Origin of the sequence: Bradyrhizobium sp. A5 (genome assembly GCF_042076515.1) — a bacterium.
Classification (GTDB): domain Bacteria; phylum Pseudomonadota; class Alphaproteobacteria; order Rhizobiales; family Xanthobacteraceae; genus Bradyrhizobium; species Bradyrhizobium cosmicum.
Window position 1 is genome coordinate 1,532,927 of the sequence record NZ_CP148990.1, and the last position, 18,778, is coordinate 1,551,704.

20 protein-coding genes are annotated in these 18,778 nt (G+C 65.3%); 9 read left to right on the forward strand and 11 right to left on the reverse strand.

What is annotated here, in order from left to right:
• The first annotated feature begins 13 nt into the window (after positions 1 to 13).
• Positions 14 to 1,789 carry a flagellar hook-associated protein FlgK gene (gene flgK, locus WHZ77_RS07220; RefSeq protein WP_375313045.1) on the forward strand — a complete coding sequence of 592 codons (1,776 nt, stop codon included), beginning with the start codon at positions 14 to 16 and terminating at the stop codon, positions 1,787 to 1,789.
• Positions 1,790 to 1,804: 15 nt separating this feature from the next.
• On the forward strand, positions 1,805 to 2,716 hold the full coding sequence (locus WHZ77_RS07225) for a flagellin (RefSeq protein WP_375313046.1): 912 nt from the start codon (positions 1,805 to 1,807) through the stop codon (positions 2,714 to 2,716).
• A 7-nt stretch (positions 2,717 to 2,723) separates the two neighbouring features.
• On the opposite strand, the gene WHZ77_RS07230 is transcribed toward WHZ77_RS07225, so the two are convergent.
• The 3 genes from WHZ77_RS07230 to WHZ77_RS07240 form a co-directional block, all read right to left on the reverse strand.
• On the reverse strand, positions 2,724 to 4,295 hold the full coding sequence (locus WHZ77_RS07230) for an AMP-binding protein (protein WP_375313047.1): 1,572 nt from the start codon (positions 4,293 to 4,295) through the stop codon (positions 2,724 to 2,726).
• A gap of 33 nt (positions 4,296 to 4,328) precedes the next feature.
• Positions 4,329 to 4,964 (reverse strand): uracil phosphoribosyltransferase, encoded by a 636-nt coding sequence (gene upp, locus WHZ77_RS07235; RefSeq protein WP_375313048.1) that lies wholly within the window; start codon positions 4,962 to 4,964, stop codon positions 4,329 to 4,331.
• 71 nt (positions 4,965 to 5,035) lie between these two features.
• Positions 5,036 to 5,776, reverse strand: coding sequence for a crotonase/enoyl-CoA hydratase family protein (locus tag WHZ77_RS07240; RefSeq protein ID WP_375313049.1), 741 nt, complete (start codon positions 5,774 to 5,776; stop codon positions 5,036 to 5,038).
• Positions 5,777 to 5,861: 85 nt separating this feature from the next.
• Here WHZ77_RS07240 and WHZ77_RS07245 point away from each other — a divergent pair, with 85 nt between their 5' ends.
• Positions 5,862 to 6,446, forward strand: coding sequence for a TetR/AcrR family transcriptional regulator (locus WHZ77_RS07245; RefSeq protein ID WP_375313050.1), 585 nt, complete (start codon positions 5,862 to 5,864; stop codon positions 6,444 to 6,446).
• On the opposite strand, the gene WHZ77_RS07250 is transcribed toward WHZ77_RS07245, so the two are convergent.
• From WHZ77_RS07250 to WHZ77_RS07285, 8 genes are all read right to left on the reverse strand, one after another.
• On the reverse strand, positions 6,443 to 6,571 hold the full coding sequence (locus WHZ77_RS07250) for a hypothetical protein (RefSeq protein ID WP_015684076.1): 129 nt from the start codon (positions 6,569 to 6,571) through the stop codon (positions 6,443 to 6,445). The genes WHZ77_RS07245 and WHZ77_RS07250 overlap by 4 nt on opposite strands.
• An 84-nt stretch (positions 6,572 to 6,655) precedes the next feature.
• Positions 6,656 to 7,042: a hypothetical protein gene (locus tag WHZ77_RS07255; RefSeq protein WP_375313051.1), complete on the reverse strand. Its 387-nt coding sequence runs from the start codon at positions 7,040 to 7,042 to the stop codon at positions 6,656 to 6,658.
• A 17-nt stretch (positions 7,043 to 7,059) separates the two neighbouring features.
• Positions 7,060 to 7,251 (reverse strand): hypothetical protein, encoded by a 192-nt coding sequence (locus WHZ77_RS07260; RefSeq protein WP_375313052.1) that lies wholly within the window; start codon positions 7,249 to 7,251, stop codon positions 7,060 to 7,062.
• A gap of 112 nt (positions 7,252 to 7,363) precedes the next feature.
• Entirely contained in the window at positions 7,364 to 7,759 is a 396-nt protein-coding gene (locus WHZ77_RS07265; protein ID WP_375313053.1) for a hypothetical protein, read from the reverse strand.
• Between the two features lie 26 nt (positions 7,760 to 7,785).
• Positions 7,786 to 8,703, reverse strand: coding sequence for a 4-hydroxy-tetrahydrodipicolinate synthase (gene dapA / locus WHZ77_RS07270; RefSeq protein WP_375313054.1), 918 nt, complete (start codon positions 8,701 to 8,703; stop codon positions 7,786 to 7,788).
• Between the two features lie 24 nt (positions 8,704 to 8,727).
• Positions 8,728 to 8,982 carry a hypothetical protein gene (locus tag WHZ77_RS07275; protein ID WP_375313055.1) on the reverse strand — a complete coding sequence of 85 codons (255 nt, stop codon included), beginning with the start codon at positions 8,980 to 8,982 and terminating at the stop codon, positions 8,728 to 8,730.
• 133 nt (positions 8,983 to 9,115) lie between these two features.
• Positions 9,116 to 9,376: a hypothetical protein gene (locus WHZ77_RS07280; protein ID WP_375313056.1), complete on the reverse strand. Its 261-nt coding sequence runs from the start codon at positions 9,374 to 9,376 to the stop codon at positions 9,116 to 9,118.
• Positions 9,377 to 9,413: 37 nt separating this feature from the next.
• Positions 9,414 to 9,881, reverse strand: a complete 468-nt coding sequence (locus WHZ77_RS07285) for a hypothetical protein (protein WP_375313057.1) — start codon at positions 9,879 to 9,881, stop codon at positions 9,414 to 9,416.
• Positions 9,882 to 10,515: 634 nt separating this feature from the next.
• Here WHZ77_RS07285 and WHZ77_RS07290 point away from each other — a divergent pair.
• The 6 genes from WHZ77_RS07290 (at position 10,516) to WHZ77_RS07315 (ending at position 18,754) form a co-directional block, all read left to right on the forward strand.
• Positions 10,516 to 10,605 carry a K(+)-transporting ATPase subunit F gene (locus WHZ77_RS07290; RefSeq protein WP_042340291.1) on the forward strand — a complete coding sequence of 30 codons (90 nt, stop codon included), beginning with the start codon at positions 10,516 to 10,518 and terminating at the stop codon, positions 10,603 to 10,605.
• A gap of 112 nt (positions 10,606 to 10,717) precedes the next feature.
• Positions 10,718 to 12,421: a potassium-transporting ATPase subunit KdpA gene (kdpA, locus tag WHZ77_RS07295; RefSeq protein WP_375313058.1), complete on the forward strand. Its 1,704-nt coding sequence runs from the start codon at positions 10,718 to 10,720 to the stop codon at positions 12,419 to 12,421.
• 24 nt (positions 12,422 to 12,445) lie between these two features.
• Positions 12,446 to 14,563 carry a potassium-transporting ATPase subunit KdpB gene (kdpB, locus tag WHZ77_RS07300; protein ID WP_375313059.1) on the forward strand — a complete coding sequence of 706 codons (2,118 nt, stop codon included), beginning with the start codon at positions 12,446 to 12,448 and terminating at the stop codon, positions 14,561 to 14,563.
• 135 nt (positions 14,564 to 14,698) lie between these two features.
• Entirely contained in the window at positions 14,699 to 15,304 is a 606-nt protein-coding gene (locus tag WHZ77_RS07305; RefSeq protein ID WP_375313060.1) for a K(+)-transporting ATPase subunit C, read from the forward strand.
• A gap of 40 nt (positions 15,305 to 15,344) precedes the next feature.
• On the forward strand, positions 15,345 to 18,068 hold the full coding sequence (locus WHZ77_RS07310; RefSeq protein WP_375313061.1) for a DUF4118 domain-containing protein: 2,724 nt from the start codon (positions 15,345 to 15,347) through the stop codon (positions 18,066 to 18,068).
• Entirely contained in the window at positions 18,065 to 18,754 is a 690-nt protein-coding gene (locus WHZ77_RS07315; RefSeq protein WP_015684088.1) for a response regulator, read from the forward strand. Before WHZ77_RS07310 ends, WHZ77_RS07315 begins: the two co-directional genes overlap by 4 nt.
• The last annotated feature ends 24 nt before the right edge of the window (positions 18,755 to 18,778 follow it).

Sequence of the window (18,778 nt, forward strand, 5' to 3'; positions counted from 1 at the left end):
CGAGGGTCCCGCCGTGTCACTCAATATCGCACGATCGATCGCCTTCAGCGGGCTGTCGGCGACGTCGGTGCAGATCAGCGTGACGTCGTCGAACATCTCGAATGCCGACACGACGGGCTACACCGCGAAGACCGCGAGCCAGTCGAGCAGTGTCACCAACGGTGTCGGCACCGGCGTCACCGTGAGCGGCATCACCTCGACGGTCGACAAGCTGCTGTTGAAGTCGCTGATCGGAGCGACCTCCGACCTCGGATCGGCCGATACGACCAACACCTATCTGACTTCGCTTGAGAAGCTCTACGGCTCGACCAGCAGCACCAACGGGAGCTCCACGGGAACCTCGCTTGCAAACAGCATCGCCTCGCTGGAATCGGCGCTGTCGTCGCTGGCGAGTACGCCGAGCAGCGCCTCGCTGCAATCCAACGTCGTCAGCGCGCTCGATGACGTCGCGAGCCAGTTGCGGGAGACGTCGAGCGGAATCCAGAAACTCCGCAGCGATGCCGACCAGGACATCTCGTCGTCGATCGACGACGTCAACTCGAACCTGCAAGAGATCGCGGACCTGAACGCCGCGATCAAGCAGACGGCGGCGGTCGGCCAGTCGACCGCAGACCTGGAGGACCAGCGCAATACGGCCCTCCAGGACGTCGCCTCCAGGATGAACATCAGCTACTTCACGGCGTCGAACGGCGACCTCCAGATCTATACGACGTCCGGTCAGGCGCTGGTCGACAGTTCCGCGCACACGATCAGCTACACAACCGCCGCCAGCGTAACGGCGTCGACGACCTATGCCGCCGGCTCCTCGTCGAGCGGCTTCAGTGCGATCGAGGTCAACGGGGTCGACATCACCTCGCAGATCACCGGCGGCGACATCGGCGCGCTGGTGACGCTGCGCGACAAGACCCTGCCCGCGGCGCAGTCCCAGCTCGACCAGCTGGCGCAGCAGCTCGCCTCCGCGATGAACGGCATCTCGAACAGCGCCTCTTCGGTGCCGGCGCCGACGAGCCTGACGGGTACGACCGCTGTCACCAGCAGCACGGCGCTCTCCGCCACCGGCACGGTGCGCATCGCCGCCACCGACCAGAGCGGCAGTCTGGTCTCCTACGGTGATCTCGATCTGTCGTCCTATTCCACGGTCGGCGACCTCGTCACCGCGATCAACGGCATCTCCGGACTGTCCGCATCGGTCGATTCGGACGGCCATCTCTCGATCACCGCTACCGGCTCCGGCAATGGCGTCGCCATCAACGAGATGACGAGCGCAGTGGGGAACTCCGGCGATGGATTTTCGGGCTATTTCGGTCTCAACGATCTGGTGACGGGGACGGGTGCGTCGGACATCGCGGTCAACAGCGAGATCCTGACCGGGACCAGCGAGCTTCAACTCGCGACCCTGGATTCCTCGTCGAGCCTGACGGTCGGCAGCACGGTGCTGTCGTCGGGGTCAACCACGGTCGTCAACGCCTTCTACGACGCTCTGACGGAGTCCCGGACGTTTTCCTCCACTGGCGGGCTCGCCGCTACGACAGGTTCTCTCGCCGACTACGCCTCGACCATCGTGTCGGACGTCGCTAGCAAATCGTCGCAGGCGTCGACGAACTACACCGCCAAGGAGACCGCGCAATCGACTTATGCGGACTCGCTGTCGTCGCAATCCGGCGTCAACCTCGACGAGGAATCGGCGAAGCTCAGCACGCTCCAGAACAAATATTCGGCGGCTTCTGCGCTGATCCAGGCCATCAACTCCATGTATTCGGCGCTGCTCTCCGCCGTGCAGTCGACATAAGAGGGGGAGCGGGCCATGGTGGCGATGCGGGTCGCGACCTTCGCGCAGTCGAACAAGATGATCGCGGACGCGCTGCGCGTGCAGTCGGTCATGGCCGAAAAGCAGACCCAGGAATCGTCGGGCCTGATCTCGACCGACTACGGCGGCTATGGCTCGGACGCGCAGCATGTCGTGAACCTCCAGGTCTCGGTGACGCGCGCGCAATCCTACATCGATGCCGCGACCCTCGCGGACAGCAAGGTCCAGGTGATGTATTCGGCTGTCGGCTCGATGACCGACATTCTCACACAGCTCCGTTCCCAGCTCAGCGCCGCCTCGACCGGAAGCTCGACCGAGACAAACTCGGTGATCAGCTCCGCCCAGCAGATGCTGGAGGAGATGGGCTCGCTCATGAACACGCAATATGACGGCCAATATGTCTTTGGCGGCGGCAAGACGGACACCGCGCCGGTCGACCTCTCGAGCTTTTCGGCGGGAGCGGGGCCCCTCACCACGGCGGACACCAGCTACTACGGGGGAGATGACGAGATAGCTTCGGTGCGTGTCGCAGCCGACCAGACCGTGTCCTATGGCGTCACGGCCGACAATTCGGCGTTCGAGGAGGTGATGCGCGTTCTGAAGTTCGTAGCCAACAGTACCTCACTGTCGTCCTCGGACATCTCCAGCGCGCTCGATCTCGCCAGTACGGCTCTCGACGACACCGCGGCGGTCCAGGCCAAGCTCTCCAACGCGGCATCCTCGATCGAGACGGCGAGCGCCCGCCAAACCGACTACAAGAGCTATGCCGAGACGTTGTCGAGCGACCTCACCAGCGTCGACGTCGCCGCGATTACGGCGCAGCTCTCGACCTACGAGTCGCAACTGACCGCGTCCTATTCGGCGCTCGGCAAGATCCTGAGCATGAACCTGGCGAGCTACCTGAAATAGGCTGGGCTCATTCGGTTGCGATGCGGTCCATGGCCATGGCGCGAAGCCGCGCGCGCTGGATCTTGACGCCATTGGCGCTGTCCGTGATCGGGAACGCGTCGACGACGTAGATGCGCGCCGGTACCTTGTAGCCGGCGAGCCGCTCGCGCAGCCGCGCAGTCAGCGCCTCCCGCTCCAGCTGCCCTTGGTGCGCAATTACGAAGGCGACGCAGCGCGCCTGGCCCTTCAGATCGACCGCGACGACCTGGGCGTCAGCGACGCCGCTGCAGGATTTGAGCTCGTCCTCGATCTCGCCCGGCGCAACCAGGAAGCCGCCGAGCCGCATCGCATCGCCCGCCCGGGTCTCGTAGACGAAGGCGCCGTCGCCGCGCAGCCGGCCGATGTCTCCGGTGCGGAAGAAGCCGTCGGCGGTGATGGCCTCGCGCGTGGCTTCAGGGTTGTTGAAATAGCCGAGGAAGCGCGACGGCGCACTGATCTCGATCTCGCCGGAGACGCCGTGCGCGGCCAGCTCGCCGGTCTCCATGTCGCGTACGCGCACCTTTGCATCGGCTGACATCGGCCAGCCGCCGCCATCGATCCGGTCCGCGAAGGCGTCGTCGGGGCGGGCGATCGAGAACAGCGCCTGCACCTCGCTCGAACCGTAGAGGCCGTAGAGCGGCAAGCCTCGCGCCTCGGACGCCGCCGCCAGTTCGCGCCAGCCGGGCTGAAACGCGGCGTAGCCGCAGATTTCGAGATGCGGGAACGGGCGCGGCGCATCGGTGAGCGCGAGGATGCGTCGGAACATCTCGTCCGAGCCGAACGAGTGCGTGATCTTGTGCTTGCTGAGGATTTGGAGTGCCGGCGCGGCTTCGAAGGCATCGAGCACATGCACGGTCGCGCCGGCTGCGATGAAGCCGAGCAGGCTGGTCATCCCGAACGTGCCGCAGAACGGCAGCATCGCCAGCAGCGAATGGCGCTGCGGATCGAGCTTGAGTGCTTTGGCGACGGAGGCGGCGTGCATGGCCAGCGTCCGCTGCGAGTGTGCGACGAGTTTTGGTCCCTTGGTCGTGCCTGACGTGGTGTAGAGCAGCACCGGCAGGTCGACATCGTTCTGCGCAAACGGAGCAGGCGGATAAGTCTCGAAGGCGTCGAAGCGGATGCACGGCCATTGCGCGGGGATCGCATCCGCGCCGACCACCGCGAGCCCTTGCAGCGCGGGCACCGCGTCCCTGGCAATATCGGCGAGAATGGCGGCAAAATCGATCGAGCGGAACGCGGCCTCGACCACCATCAGCCTGGCGCCGGAGACTTTGAGCAGATGCGCAACCTCCGCGCTGCGGTAGCGGGTGTTGACGGCGGCAACGACTGCACCGAGGCGCGCGGCCGCGAACAGCAGCGCGATCCATTCGACCCGGTTGACCAGCCAGACCGCGACGACGTCGCCCCGGCCGACGCCCTGGGCCGCAAGCCAGGCCGCCGTCTGCTCGACCTTGGCAGAGAACTCCGCGCGCGAGACGGGCACGCCGTCGAAGACGAAGGCGGGATCGGCGGCGGTCTCGGTGGCGATCAGCGATTGCAGCGAAAATTCATTGGCGCTCATGCCAACCGGAGTAACCCGATCGCACAAACCTGTCTACTTGGTGCCGAACATCCGGTCGCCGGCATCGCCCAGGCCCGGCACGATGTAGCCGTGGTCGTTGAGCCGCTCGTCGATCGCGGCGGTCCAGACCGGCACGTCGGGATGCTCGCTCTGGAACTGGGCGATGCCTTCGGGCGCGGCGAGCAGGCAGACGAAGCGGATATCGCGGGCGCCGCGCGCCTTGAGCAGGGAGGCCCCGGCGCAGGCCGAGTTGCCGGTCGCCAGCATCGGGTCCATCAGGATCACGGTGCGGTCGGACAGATCCTGTGGTGCCTTGAAGTAATATTCCACGGCCTGCAATGTGTCGGGGTCGCGATAGAGCCCGATATGGGCGATGCGCGCCGACGGCATCAGCGCCAGCATGCCGTCGAGGAAGCCGACGCCGGCGCGCAGGACCGGCGCCAGCGTGAGCTTCTTGCCGGCGATCTTAGGGGCCTGCATCGGCGCGATCGGCGTCTCGATCTCGACCAGCTCCAGCGGCAGGTCGCGCGTCACCTCGTAGCCCAGCAGCATCCCGATCTCGTTCAGGATCTCGCGAAAGCTCTTGGTCGAGCGGTCCTTCTCCCGCATCAGGGAAAGCTTGTGCTGGACCAGGGGGTGGGCGACGACGTTGACGCTGCTCATTCTCATGAAACCGATCTACACGGTTCCGCGAAATTGCGCCAGATCGGCCGGATTGTTTCCGAGGGAGATCAGTGACCTCAAGTCGGCATCGCGACCGCCTCGCGGGCCCGGCTGCTCGCCTCGTAGGCAGCCATGGTCAGCTCCCGCTCGATCGCTGCGCGCATGGCATCGATGGCGGGCTGGCGCAGGCGTCTCTTTGCGGTGGCATGTGACGGCTTGTGAATGGCGCGCAAGCCCGCGATGATTTCGTCGAGGCTGCCTTCGATCGCTTCCGGCGCGACCAGATGGTCGAGAAAGCCGGCGGTCAGTGCCTGCTCGGGCTCGTACATCTCGCCCAGCGTCGCAGTACGGCTGAGCCAGGCCGGGTGCACCCGGCTGCGCGCGAGCTCGATGGCGAAGCTCGGCGGCGCGATTCCGATCGCGACCTCGTTCAGTCCCATGCGATGCGGACCGCGCGCCCCCAGCCTGACGTCACAGGCGAGCAGCAGGAACGTCCCCATCGGATAGGCATGCCCCTCCATCACGCCGATGGTCGGATGCGGAAACGACATCAGCCGCAATGCAAGTTGAGCGCCGGCGCGCACCATGTCGAGGCTCTTGGCGGCATCGCCCGAGGCGAACACCTTCAGATCGAAGCCGGCGGAAAAGATGCCCGGCCGTGCCGAGCGCAGCACCACGATCTCGGCCTCGGTTTCGGCGCGGTCGAAGGCCGCGCCGATTGCGCCCAGCAGGGCTGTCGACATCACATTGACCTTGCCGTCGTCGAGCACGATCCGTGCGACGCCGTCCCTCAGCTCGTAAGCCACGCCATTGGGCATCTTGCCCTCCCTTCCGTTGTCGTGGCTTGACTGTCGGAGGCCGATGTAGACCAATCAATATAATTTTTGGCCAGAGGAGAGCGCCATGCCGGCCGTGCCGAAACACCGCCAACCCATCATCAACGCCGCGGTGACGCTGTTCCGGCGGCAGGGATTTGCCCGCACCGGCCTGAACGACATCGTGGATGTCAGTGGCGCGCCCAAGGGCTCGCTCTACCATTACTTTCCGGACGGAAAGTCCTCGATCGCGGTGGCCGCGGTCGAAGAGGCCGGCCGCCGCGTCGCGGAAACGGTGGCAAAGCTCGCGGAGGACTGCAGCTCGGCCGGCGATCTGCTGCGCGCCCATGCAAGGCTGCTGGCGGGGTGGATGCAGGCCTCCGGCTTTCGCAACGGCTGCCCGATCACGACCGTGCTGCTGGAACTGGCTCCGCGCGAGCGCGCGGTGTCCGAGGCCGGCCGCAGGGCCTATGCGGCGCGAATATCGATCCTCCGTGAGAAGCTGATCGCTGATGGGTTTGCGCGCCCGCGGGCGGACGCGCTTGCCGTGCTCTGTACCTCCGCGCTGCAGGGAGCGCTGATCCAGGCCCGCGTCGAGCGCAGTCGCAGGCCGATCGAGGTCACGGCGACGGAACTGGCGCGGCTGATCGAGGCGGAAACAGAGAAGCGTTAAACCCCGAGCCCGCGTGCGAGGAGCGTGATCACGAGCGTCAGGATCGCGCCCCAGATCAGGCTCAGCGTCATGACAAGGATCGTCGTAGTCACCGCCTGCTCCAGATTTCCCTTGAGAAGCTGCATGCTATTTGTCCGAGGTGGCGGTGATGCGCATGCCGAGCAGCAATGCGGTCATCAATGCCACCAGGATGGCAATCTTGAGCTCGATCATGGCCGCCCTCTTGTGGTCATGCGTGCAAGGAGCCGCCTCGTTCCCTCCGCCAGCACGATCAGCGGATTGCCGCGGTTCTCGATGTCGAGCTCGAACGTCTCGGTGGGGAACACCAGTGCGCATCGCTCCGGCTTGCTCTGGCGGTTGGCGAAATCGATCGCAGAGCTCTTGAACAGGAACAGACCGCCGATGCTGCCATTGGCTTCGCGCGCGATCCAGAGGCCGGCGCGGTTGCGCCCGATGAAAAAGGCGGGAATGGCAGCGCTGACGACATCCGGGTCGATCGGCCCAAGCGTCTGCGCCTGCTGGGCCTCAGGCCGGCGACGCCCTGCCTGCAGGGCGAGCGCGGCCATGGCGGCGTCTTCACACATCTGCAAGGTCATGATGGTCTCCCATGCCCTCAGGCGTGGAGGTGCCAGACATAAATGGCGGTCTTCAGTGCGATCAGCGCGGTGAGCACGCTGCCCATCGAGAGCAAGGCCAGCGCCTGAAGCCCGAAGCGCTTGAGCTGGGCCTTGCGCGCCGCCGAAAATCGCGCCGGGCGCTCGGCTGCGTCGAAAGGTCGGTCAAAGCCATGTGTCAAGATCGACATTTTGGAGGTCCTCGTCAGCGGCGCGGCAAGACAGCCGCTCCAATCTGCCACTTATGATGTCCATCGTTGCGTGGGATTGCGAGATGGGCGCCGCGGTGCCCGTATAGGAATGTCATAATGATGCGGAGCGTCGTGCCGGCAGCCCTTTGAAGAGATCAGGGCGCCGCTTCGGCTGGGCCTGGGACGGCGCGGGATCGGGATGCGTCATCCCGATCGCTGCGGCAAAGGCCAGCCTCAGCCGCGGTTCCCCGATCTGCTTGCAGAAGCAGTCGAGGATCGCATCCGCGTCTTGAAGCTGCCCGCTGATGGCCGCGCAGAGTTGCGAGCTGGTCCGCCGGAAGAAGTGGAGCGAGCCATCGGGGTCACGCCGGCCACTGGGACGATCGAGCTCCGCCGCGAGCGCCGCGACATTGAGCCTGTCGGACTCATCCAACGTCACGGCAAAGCGCAGCAGCGCCAGCTGCCAGGCGCGGAGCAGCCTGTGAGATTCCTTGACTGATTGCAGCATGAGATACCCGGACACTCCGCGACGCGTCAGGCGCCGACGCTGTCGATCAGCTCCTCGTCGGCGATCGCAGCGAACGCCCGTACCACCTCCCTCTGCGCGGCTGCGTCCAACGGTACGATCGGCAGCCTCGTGCCGTGCGACATCAAGCCAAGCACGCTCAATGCGTATTTGAGCGCGGCTGGGCTCTCCTTGGCGAGGCACGCGATCAGCGGGATCAGGCGCTTGTGCAGGTAGCGCGCCGATTGCAGTCGACCCTGCCTGACCTGGGAGAAGATCGTACGGCACAGATCCGGAGCGATGTTGGCGACCTCCGAGATTGCCCCGTCGCCGCCGCTGGCGATGAAGCCGAACGCCGTGGTGTCGTCGCCGGATAGAAAGCGAAAGCCGGCCGGCAGGTGCCGACTCATACGCATCGGACGGGTGATATCGCCGCTGCCGTCGCGCAGGCCGACGAACTGGCGGGACTCCACGAGGCGCAGAAGCGTCTCGTCGGCGAGCGGGCGCAGCGTGCGAGAGGGAATGTCGTGCAGGATCACGGGCAAGTCGATCGAGCCCGCGATCGCCCGAAAATGCGCGAGCATCCCCTCCTGCATCGGCTTGTTGTAGGCGGGAACCGCCGCCATCACGGCGTCGGCGCCGGCTGCCTCTGCCCGCCGCGCGAGCTCGATGGCATGGCTGGTTGCGTTCGTGACCGCGCCGGCGATGACCCGCACGCGTCCGCGAGCGACATCGACCGCGGTGCGGATGATCAGCTCCTGCTCGGCCGGCGAGAGCGTCGGCGCTTCGCCGGCGGTCTCGCAGACCACGAGCGCGGGAACGCCCGCCGCGACCTGGCGCTCGCAGAGGGCGGCGAACGCCTTGAGGTCGATCGCATCCGCCGCATCGAACGGCGTCGGCATGTCCGGGATGAAGCCGGTGAACCAGGCTGAGGGTGGAGTGAACATGGCTGTTCGCCTGTATGCGCCGGCTCAGGCGGCGCGGCGTACGCTGTTGCTGCTGGGGCTCTTGCCCATGTCGAGCTCGATCTCGCGCGGCAGCTCGACGATGGTTTCAGGGTGCTGCCCGTTTTCGAACAGCGCATATTTGACGGCATGGGCGCGGCTGACGAACAGGCCGCCATAGAGGCCGTTCTGTTCCTGGGCGACCCATTGGCCCCTGCGGTTGCGGCCGATGAAGACGATGGTCGAGGGCGAGCTGCACGAGGGAGGTTCGACGAGTTTCACGGACGTATTCCTTCCGATTGACAGAGGTGGCGGGCGCATGTCCCGCAACCGTCCGATCAATATCGTTTCAGGCAGATATGATTTCGAGTGAGGCTGCGCGGCGATCTCATAAGCGCGTCATAAAGGCCGGCGATCAGGTCAGCTCGTCGACGACATGAACCAGTGCGAACAGCGCGCCGAACGCGGCGCATTCGTCCCAATGGTTGAGGACGGCGCCGAACGGCGGTTCGCGCCTGAGAAGGGCGACAGCCGCACACAGGATGATCGACATCCAGAGCAGCGCCTTGAGGCTTCGTCCGAAGCCGATGCTGCCGAACGCGGCAAAGGCAGAGAGAAGCACAATGCGGACGGCAAAGCGTGCGATCACCCTTGACGGGCTCAGGGCCGGCGACATGTCCGAAGATTGCGGCAAGGCACAAACCCGTCTGGAACTAGCGGAAATTCTCGCAGCCGACGGGCTCGTAGAACGAGTCCGGGGCAGGACGCACCGTGGGGACGCTCGGCCGCGACGCCTCCACGGCCAAGGCCTGAACTTCGACGAAAGCGGACAGCAGGGCGAGTGCCAGGTCGGCGTGGCGGGCTTCGACAGCGGCGTCCAGCCAGTCCGGCAATTCGCGTTCGCGCGAGAGCGCGCAGTGCCACTCACCCTCGTCATAGACGATGCGGCGGACCTGCCACATCGGCAGCTCGAGCTCGATCAGCGCCAGCGCGGCCTCGGCCCAGGCCTCGGCATCGACCAGTCGCATGACGCGCACGGTGCGTCCGCTCTGTCCGAGCGAAGGGAAGCGCCGGCAGGCGTTGTCGATGATGTCGAGCATCAACGGCTTGGTCATCGCCGGTGCGGCACGAAGCTGCGGGCTGAGAGAAGGCGGGGAAATGCGTCGGAGAGCGGCGGTCATGTCAGGCCTCCTGGATTTGGCGTCGGTCAGTCGGCCGGCCTCTCCAAGATGGCTGGAAGGGCATTTGAAAGCGAGGTGAGGAGAGGGCGGGAGATATAGGGATTTCATAAACGCACGGACGCTGCCGGATATGACGCGATGCAAGCGCCCGTATTCGACAGCAGTTTTTGCGAAGCGGGCGGCAGCCTCCGGAATCAGGGCGTTCTTGGAAGACCACGGCGACGGTCCGCCGTAACAATCGCAGACGAAGGTGATGCCGGATCAGCATCGCTGAGGTGCATGTTCGGACCAATCTCTCGGACCCAGCATCTGGAGTGCCTTGCCGGTGCCACTCGGCCGCCTCGAACCCGGGGCCGGTCTTTATGGGATTCCTATAAAGTCGCCATAGGGCTCATCTCGAAAACCTATGCGCGCGATGGCACTTCAACGCGGTGAAAGTTCCGGCCGATCGCCGGAGACATGCATTGCATTGCCGCGCAGCGATTGGCCGGGAACCAGAGGCAGTTGTGCCGGATATCGTCGCGCAACGAGGAGAACCCGATGATGGACATTCTGATGCTGGCGCTGGGCTTCGGCTTCTTCGCGCTTGCGATCGGCTACACCTACGCCTGCGAACGGCTGTGAGGGACGGATCATGATCTTCGATTATTCGCTCGCCGGTGCCGTGTCGCTTGGCCTGCTGATTTACCTCACCTACGCCCTGCTGCGGCCCGAGCGGTTCTGATCCGTGCTGCTGCTTCTCGAATTGCTGCTGGCCGACGCCGCGCTCGTCGCCTGCCTGCTTGCGTTGCTGCTGCCGCTCCTGCGGCGGACACAAAGTCTGAAGGGTTAATGCCATGACTATGATCGGTTGGCTCCAGATCATTCTCTTCTGCGCGATCATCGCCGCGCTGACCAAGCCGCTCGGCTGGTATATGACGCGCGTCTTCAACGGCGAGCGGACGTTCCTGTCGCCGGTGCTGCGCCCGATCGAGGCGGGCATCTACTGGTTCTCCGGCGTCGACGAGAAGCGCGAGCAGCATTGGGTGACCTACACGGTCGCAATGCTGCTGTTTCACGTCGGTGGCTTCCTCATCATCTACGGCGTGATGCGTCTCCAGGCCGTGCTGCCCTTCAATCCGGCAGGCCAGGGAGCAGTCGCGGAGGACCTCTCCTTCAACACAGCGATCTCCTTCATCACCAACACCAACTGGCAGAACTACGGCGGCGAGAGCACGATCTCCTATCTCGTGCAGATGGTCGGCCTGACGCACCAGAACTTCCTGTCGGCGGCAACCGGCATCGCGCTCGCGGTGGCGCTGATCCGCGGCTTCTCGCGCGCCTCGATGCGCACCGTCGGAAATTTCTGGGTCGACGTCACCCGCACCACGCTTTACGTGCTGCTGCCGATCTGCGTCGTCTACGCGCTGTTCCTGATTTCACAGGGCATGCCGCAGACGCTTGGCGACTACGTCGAGGCGACGACGCTCGAGGGCGCCAAGCAGACCATCGCGGTCGGACCGGTCGCCTCCCAGGTCGCGATCAAGATGCTCGGCACCAATGGCGGCGGCTTCTTCAACGCCAACGCCGCGCATCCCTTCGAGAACCCGACGGCGCTGTCTAACTTCGTGCAGATGCTGTCGATCTTCCTGATCGGCGCGGCCATGACCAACGTATTCGGCCGCATGGTCGGCAACCAGCGCCAGGGCTGGGCGATCCTGGCCGTGATGGGCGTGCTGTTCGTCGCCGGCGTCACCATCACATATTGGGCGGAAGCCAACGGCACCGCGACAATGCACGCGCTCGGCCTCACCGGCGGCAACATGGAGGGCAAGGAGGTCCGCTTCGGCATCGTCGCGTCCTCGCTGTTCGCCGTGGTCACGACGGCCGCCTCGTGCGGCGCGGTCAACGCGATGCATGACAGCTTCACCGCGCTCGGCGGCATGATTCCGCTGATCAACATGCAGCTCGGCGAAATCATCATCGGCGGCGTCGGCGCCGGCCTCTATGGCATGCTGCTGTTCGTCGTGCTCGCGATCTTCGTCGCAGGCCTGATGGTCGGCCGCACGCCGGAATATGTCGGCAAGAAGATCGAGGCGCGCGAGGTCAAGATGGCGATGCTCGCGATCCTGGTGCTGCCGCTGATGTATCTCGGCTGGACCGCGGTCGGCGTGGTCTATCCGGCGGCGGTGGCATCGATGGCGAATGCCGGGCCGCATGGCTTCACCGAGGTGCTCTACGCCTTCACCTCGGCGACCGGCAACAATGGCTCGGCCTTCGCGGGCCTCACCGGCAACACGCTCTTCTACAACCTCACGCTCGCCAGCGCGATGTTCGTCGGCCGCTTCTTCATGATCATCCCGGCGATGGCGATCGCTGGCTCGCTGGCGGCCAAGAAATCGATCCCTCCGTCGGCGGGCACGTTCCCGACCACCGGCGGGCTGTTCGTCGGCCTCGTCGTCGGCGTGATCCTGATCATCGGCGGTCTCACCTTCTTCCCGGCGCTCGCGCTCGGTCCCATCGTCGAGCACCTCGCGATGAACGCCGGCAACGTCTTCTGATCGAGCTCTTTCGGAGTTACGTCCATGGAATCTGTCCTTAAAACCAACAAGCGCACGCCGGTTTCGGCGATGCTGGATCCGAAGATCGTGGTCCCCGCGATCGGCGCGTCCTTCACCAAGCTCGATCCGCGGCTGATGATCAAGAACCCCGTGATGTTCGTGGTCGAGATCGTGGCTGCGCTCACCACCGTGATCTTCCTGCGCGATCTCGTCACCGGCGGTGAGAACCTCGGCTTTACCTTCCAGATCATCATCTGGCTGTGGTTTACCGTCCTGTTCGCCAATTTCGCCGAAGCGGTCGCCGAGGGCCGTGGCAAGGCGCAGGCGGAATCGCTACGCAAGACCCGCACTGAGAGTCAGGCCAAGCTGCTGACCGGTGCGGGCCAGCCCTTCAAGCTGGTGCCGGGCACAAGCCTGAAGGTCGGCGACATCGTGTTGGTCGAGGCCGGCGATACCATCCCCTCCGATGGCGAAGTGATCGAGGGCGTCGCCTCGGTCAACGAGGCCGCCATCACCGGCGAATCCGCTCCCGTCATTCGCGAGTCCGGCGGCGACCGTTCGGCCGTGACCGGCGGCACCCAGGTGCTGTCCGACTGGATCCGCGTTCGTATCACGGCGGCGCAGGGCTCGACCTTCATCGACCGCATGATCAAGCTGGTCGAGGGCGCCGAGCGTGCGAAGACGCCGAACGAGATCGCGCTCAACATCCTGCTGGCCGGCCTCACCATCATCTTCGTGTTCGCCACCGTCACGATTCCGAGCTATGCCGCCTATGCCGGCGGCTCGATCTCGGTGATCGTGCTGGTCGCTCTGTTCGTGACGCTGATTCCGACCACGATCGGCGCGCTGCTCTCTGCCATCGGCATCGCCGGCATGGACCGCCTGGTGCGCTTCAACGTGCTGGCGATGTCCGGCCGCGCGGTTGAAGCCGCCGGCGACGTCGATACGCTGTTGCTGGACAAGACCGGCACCATCACCCTCGGCAACCGGCAAGCAACCGCGTTCCGTCCCGTGCGCGGTGTCACCGAGCAGGAGCTGGGGGATGCCGCCCAGCTTGCCTCGCTCGCCGACGAGACGCCGGAGGGCCGCTCGATCGTCGTGCTGGCGAAGGAGAAGTATGGCATCCGCGGCCGCGACATGGCCGAGCTTGGCGCCACCTTCATCCCGTTCACGGCGCAAACCCGCATGAGCGGCGTCGATGCCGGCGGCTCGTCAGTGCGCAAGGGCGCGGTCGATGCCATGCTCAGCTATATCGGTGGTGGTGCGACGCTGGCGGTTGCCTCCGGCAACACCGCCCGTGCCCTCCACTCCACGGCGCTTTCCGACGTCGGCCGCGAGGTGCAGACCATCGCCGACGAGATCGCCAAGGCGGGCGGGACGCCGCTTGCGGTCGCGAAGGACGGCAAGCTGCTCGGCGTCATCCAGCTCAAGGACATCGTCAAGGGCGGGATTCGCGAGCGCTTCGCTGAGCTGCGCCGCATGGGCATCCGCACCGTCATGATCACCGGCGACAACCCGATGACGGCAGCCGCGATCGCGGCGGAGGCCGGCGTGGATGATTTCCTGGCGCAGGCAACGCCCGAGGACAAGCTCAAGCTGATTCGCGACGAGCAAGCCAAGGGCAAGCTTGTGGCGATGTGCGGCGACGGCACCAACGACGCGCCGGCGCTCGCGCAGGCCGACGTCGGCGTCGCCATGAACACCGGCACCCAGGCCGCCCGCGAGGCCGGCAACATGGTCGACCTCGATTCCAATCCGACCAAGCTGATCGAGGTGGTCGAGATCGGCAAGCAGCTCCTGATGACGCGCGGCGCGCTGACGACCTTCTCGATCGCCAACGACGTCGCAAAGTACTTTGCGATCATCCCCGCAATGTTCCTGGCGTTCTACCCCCAGCTCAACGTGCTCAACGTCATGAACCTGTCGAGCCCGCAGAGCGCCATCCTGTCGGCGATCATCTTCAACGCGCTGATTATCATCGGGCTGATTCCGTTGGCGCTGAAGGGCGTTGCCTACCGAGCTGTCGGTGCCGGTGCATTGCTGCGCCGTAACCTGCTCATCTACGGCCTCGGCGGCATCGTCATTCCCTTCATCGGCATCAAGGTGATCGACCTCGTCGTCGTCGCCTTGCACCTGGCCTAACCCCGTCATTGCGAGGAGCCCGCGACAGAATTGCGAAGCAATTTTGCGCTGGCGAAGCAGTCCAGACTGCCTCCGCGGAAAGACCCTGGATTGCTTCGTTTCGCTCGCAATGACGAAAGACATAGGAGATCTAGAATGCTTAGAGAAATCCGCCCCGCCATCGTTCTGTTGCTGGTGCTCACCGCCATCACGGGACTGGCCTATCCGCTCGCGATGACCGGGATCGCCGGCGCGATCTTCCCCGCACAGGCGAGCGGAAGCCTGATCGAGAAGGACGGCAAGGTGATCGGCTCCGCCCTGATCGGTCAGGAGTTCAAGGACGACAAATATTTCCACGGCAGGCTTTCGGCGACGCTGGCGCCGGACCCGAATGATTCGACCAAAACGGTGTCGGCGCCCTACAACGCTGCCAATTCGGGCGGCTCCAATCTCGGTCCGACCAGCAAGGCGCTGGCCGACCGGCTGAAGGAGGACGTGGACAAGCTGAAGGCGGAGAACCCGAACGCCGCCGTCCCGGTCGACCTCGTCACGACCTCGGCCAGCGGCCTCGATCCGGATATCTCGCCGGCAGCCGCCCAATTCCAGGTGCCGCGCGTCGCCAGGGCCCGGAATATGCCGGACGAACAGGTCCGGCAGATCGTGGCCGCGAACACCCAGGGCCGTCTGCTCGGCCTGCTGGGCGAACCACGCGTTAACGTATTGGCCCTGAACCTCGCGCTCGATCGCGCGGCCGCGAAGTAGCGGTCTAGGCTCGCGGTGCCCGGATGATTATATTGGTTTGATGGTCCAGGAGCGCCGCGATCCCCTACAACGTCCGTCGCCCGAGGCGCTGCTGGAAGCCGCGCGCCGGGAGGAAGGGGCAAGCGGCAAGCTGAAGATCTTCGTCGGCGCCGCCCCCGGTGTCGGCAAGACCTACGAGATGCTGCAAAGTGCTCATGCCAAGCGAAAGGCGGGCATCGATGTCGTGGTCGGCTTCGTCGAGACCCACGGCCGGGCCGAGACCGAGGCGCTGGTGCGCGGGCTGGAAGTGATCCCGCGCAAGCGGCTCGATTACCGCGGCCAGATCGTCGAGGAAATGGACCTCGATGCCGTGATCGCGCGCCGGCCGAAAATCGCGCTGGTCGACGAGCTCGCCCACACCAACGCGGCCGGCAGCCGCCATCCGAAGCGCTATCTCGACGTCGAGGAACTGCTCTCCCACGGCATCGACGTCTACACCGCCGTCAACATCCAGCATATCGAGAGCCTGAACGACGTCGTCGCCCAGATCACCCATGTGCGGGTGCGCGAAACCGTGCCGGATTCGGTGTTCGACCGCGCCGACGCGATCGAGCTGATCGACCTCACGCCGGACGATCTGATCCAGCGGTTGAAGGAGGGCAAGGTCTATGTGTCCCGGCAAGCCGAGCGGGCTTTGGAGCATTATTTCTCGCCGGGCAACCTCACTGCGCTACGCGAGCTGGCGTTGCGGCGCACAGCCGAGCGAGTCGACGAGCAGCTCCTCACCCACATGCAGGCGAACGCCATCGCCGGTCCGTGGGCTGTTGGCGAGCGCATCCTCGTCTGCGTCAGCGAAGATCCGCGCGCGGCCAGCCTCGTGCGCTACACCAAGCGGCTTGCCGACCGGCTGCATGCGCCGTTCACCGCGATCTCGATCGAGACGCGGCGCTCGCTCCAGCTTTCGGACCAGGAGCGCGACCGTCTCGCCGATACGCTACGGCTCGCCGAATCGCTCGGCGGAGAGGCGCTGACCATTCCCGCCGTCGGCCGCCGCATCGCCGACGACGTCATCAGTTTCGCACAAGGCAACAACGTCACCCAGATCGTGATCGGGAAGTCGACGCGTTCGCGCTGGTTCGAACTGACGCGCGGTTCGGTCGTGCATGATCTCGTCCGTCGGGCCGGAAATATCAGCGTTCACGTCATCCCCGGCGATGAGCTCGCCGAGCAGTCGTCGTCGAAGCCGACGGTGCAGACCGCCGCGCGGTCGGAGCCGTTCAATGCGCTGCCCTATCTCAAGGCGCTCGGCATCACTGTGCTCGGCCTTGCGGCGGCGGTCGTCATCAAGCCGCGGTTCGGCGTCGAGAATGTCGATTTGGTCTTCCTGACCGCGGTGGTGACGGTCGCGGTGCGCTATGGGTTGTGGCCGTCGCTGCTTGCGAGTCTGGTGTCGTCGCTCGCCTATAATTTCTTCTTCCTGCCGCCGGTCTACACTTTCACCATCACCGATCCGACCAACGTCGCCGCGTTCTTCTTCTTCATGCTGATCGCGATACTGGTGTCGAATCTTGCGGGGCGGGTGCGGATCCAGGCCGACACTGCGATCGGCCGCATCCGCACCACCGAGCAGCTCTATGCGTTCAGCCGCAAGCTTGCGGGCACCGCCACGCTCGACGACGTGCTGTGGGCGACCGCCTATCAGGCCGCGCTGATGTTGAAGGTTCGCGTGGTGCTGCTGCTGCCCGAGGACGGCCTGCTCACGGTCAAATCCGGCTATCCGCCGGAGGATGAGCTCGACCAGGCCGATCTTGCCGCCGCAAACTGGGCCTGGAGCAACGATCGTCCCGCGGGCCGGGGCTCGGACACGTTGCCGGGGGCCAAACGGCTGTTCCTGCCGATGCGCACCGGGCGCGGTCCGATCGGCGTCATCGGCATTGACAACGACCGCACGGGTCCGCTGCTAACGCCGGACCAGCGTCGGCTGCTCGACGCGCTGGTCGACCAGGGCGCGCTTGCGATCGAGCGGGTGTTGCTGGTCGAGGACATGGACCGCGTCAAGCGCACCGTCGAATCCGAGCGGCTCCGTTCGGCGCTGCTGACGTCGATCTCGCATGATCTCAAGACGCCGCTTGCCTCCGTGTTGGGCGCCGCCTCGACCATGCGTGATCTCGCCGGCGCGCTGTCCGATACCGAGAAGCGCGATCTGCTCGCCACCGTCATCGACGAATCCGAGCGGCTCAACCGCTTCATTGCCAATCTGCTCGATATGACAAAGCTCGAATCCGGCGCCATCGTTCCCAACACGGCGCTGCATGATCTCAGCGAGATCGTCGGCAGCGCGCTCCGGCGGGCAGCCAAGATCCTCACCGCCCACAGGGTCGAGCTGGTGCTCGCCGCCGACCTGCCGATGCTCCAGCTCGATGCCGTGCTGTTCGAGCAGGTGCTGTTCAATCTGCTCGACAATGCGGCGAAATATTCGCCGGTTGATACCACGATCGCGATCCGCAGCTGGCGTGAGCGGGACCATGTGGTGCTCCAGGTTGCCGACGAGGGCGGCGGCATTCCACCCGACGAGCTCGAGAGCGTGTTCGACAAGTTCTATCGCGCGCAGAAGGGCGATCATGTTCGGCCCGGCACCGGGCTTGGGCTCGCCATCTCCCGCGGCTTCGTCGAGGCGATGCACGGCACGATCTCGGCCGCCAACCGCAGCGACCGCAACGGCGCCGTTCTCACCATCCGTCTGCCGATCCCGGCACAGACCCGAGCATTGGATACTGCCGCATGAGCGCCGCCCCGATCAAGGTTCTGGTCATCGACGACGAGCCGCCGATCCGCAAGCTGCTGCGGATGGGGCTGACGACGCAGGGCTACGAGATCCTGGAGGCGCCGAGCGGGAAGGTCGCGCTGGAAAAGCTTGCCGAGGGCCCCGCGCTGATCATCCTCGATCTCGGTCTGCCCGACGTTCAGGGCCATGAGCTGTTGCGTACCATACGCGCGCGCAACGAAAGCGTACCGATCGTGGTGCTGTCGAGCCGCGGCGACGAGGCCGGCAAGGTGCAGGCGCTCGATCTCGGCGCCGACGATTATCTGACAAAACCGTTTGGCATGGACGAACTGCTGGCCCGCCTGCGCGCGGCGCTGCGGCACCAGCTTCAGGTGCAGGGCGAACGCCCGGTATTCCGCACCGGCGATCTCTCCGTCGATCTCGTCCGCCGCATCGTCAAGGTCGGCGAGCGCGACATCAAGCTGTCGCCGAAGGAGTACGACCTCCTGCGCGTGCTGGTCCAGCACGCCGGCAAGGTGCTGACCCACCGCTTCCTGCTCAAGGAGCTCTGGGACGAGCTGACAGACGCGCAATATCTGCGCGTCTATGTCCGCCAGCTCCGCCAGAAGATCGAAGCCGATCCGGAGCGGCCGCAATATGTGCTGACCGAAACGGGGATCGGGTATCGGCTGAAGGCGGGGGATTAGGCCCCGCTGTCATTCCGGGGCGCG

Coding starts and splice junctions, on each gene's coding strand:
- WHZ77_RS07265 (WP_375313053.1), bottom strand. CDS start 7,759: ATGCTGCAATCAGTCAAGGAATCTCACAGGCTGCTCCGCGCCTGGCAG.
- WHZ77_RS07315 (WP_015684088.1), top strand. CDS start 18,065: ATGAGCGCCGCCCCGATCAAGGTTCTGGTCATCGACGACGAGCCGCCG.
- WHZ77_RS07255 (WP_375313051.1), bottom strand. CDS start 7,042: ATGACCTTGCAGATGTGTGAAGACGCCGCCATGGCCGCGCTCGCCCTG.
- dapA (WP_375313054.1), bottom strand. CDS start 8,703: ATGTTCACTCCACCCTCAGCCTGGTTCACCGGCTTCATCCCGGACATG.
- WHZ77_RS07260 (WP_375313052.1), bottom strand. CDS start 7,251: ATGTCGATCTTGACACATGGCTTTGACCGACCTTTCGACGCAGCCGAG.
- WHZ77_RS07305 (WP_375313060.1), top strand. CDS start 14,699: ATGCTTAGAGAAATCCGCCCCGCCATCGTTCTGTTGCTGGTGCTCACC.
- WHZ77_RS07230 (WP_375313047.1), bottom strand. CDS start 4,295: ATGAGCGCCAATGAATTTTCGCTGCAATCGCTGATCGCCACCGAGACC.
- kdpB (WP_375313059.1), top strand. CDS start 12,446: ATGGAATCTGTCCTTAAAACCAACAAGCGCACGCCGGTTTCGGCGATG.
- WHZ77_RS07245 (WP_375313050.1), top strand. CDS start 5,862: ATGCCGGCCGTGCCGAAACACCGCCAACCCATCATCAACGCCGCGGTG.
- WHZ77_RS07280 (WP_375313056.1), bottom strand. CDS start 9,376: ATGTCGCCGGCCCTGAGCCCGTCAAGGGTGATCGCACGCTTTGCCGTC.
- upp (WP_375313048.1), bottom strand. CDS start 4,964: ATGAGAATGAGCAGCGTCAACGTCGTCGCCCACCCCCTGGTCCAGCAC.
- WHZ77_RS07250 (WP_015684076.1), bottom strand. CDS start 6,571: ATGCAGCTTCTCAAGGGAAATCTGGAGCAGGCGGTGACTACGACGATC.
- kdpA (WP_375313058.1), top strand. CDS start 10,718: ATGACTATGATCGGTTGGCTCCAGATCATTCTCTTCTGCGCGATCATC.
- WHZ77_RS07240 (WP_375313049.1), bottom strand. CDS start 5,776: ATGCCCAATGGCGTGGCTTACGAGCTGAGGGACGGCGTCGCACGGATC.
- WHZ77_RS07285 (WP_375313057.1), bottom strand. CDS start 9,881: ATGACCGCCGCTCTCCGACGCATTTCCCCGCCTTCTCTCAGCCCGCAG.
- WHZ77_RS07225 (WP_375313046.1), top strand. CDS start 1,805: ATGGTGGCGATGCGGGTCGCGACCTTCGCGCAGTCGAACAAGATGATC.
- WHZ77_RS07310 (WP_375313061.1), top strand. CDS start 15,345: ATGGTCCAGGAGCGCCGCGATCCCCTACAACGTCCGTCGCCCGAGGCG.
- WHZ77_RS07290 (WP_042340291.1), top strand. CDS start 10,516: ATGATCTTCGATTATTCGCTCGCCGGTGCCGTGTCGCTTGGCCTGCTG.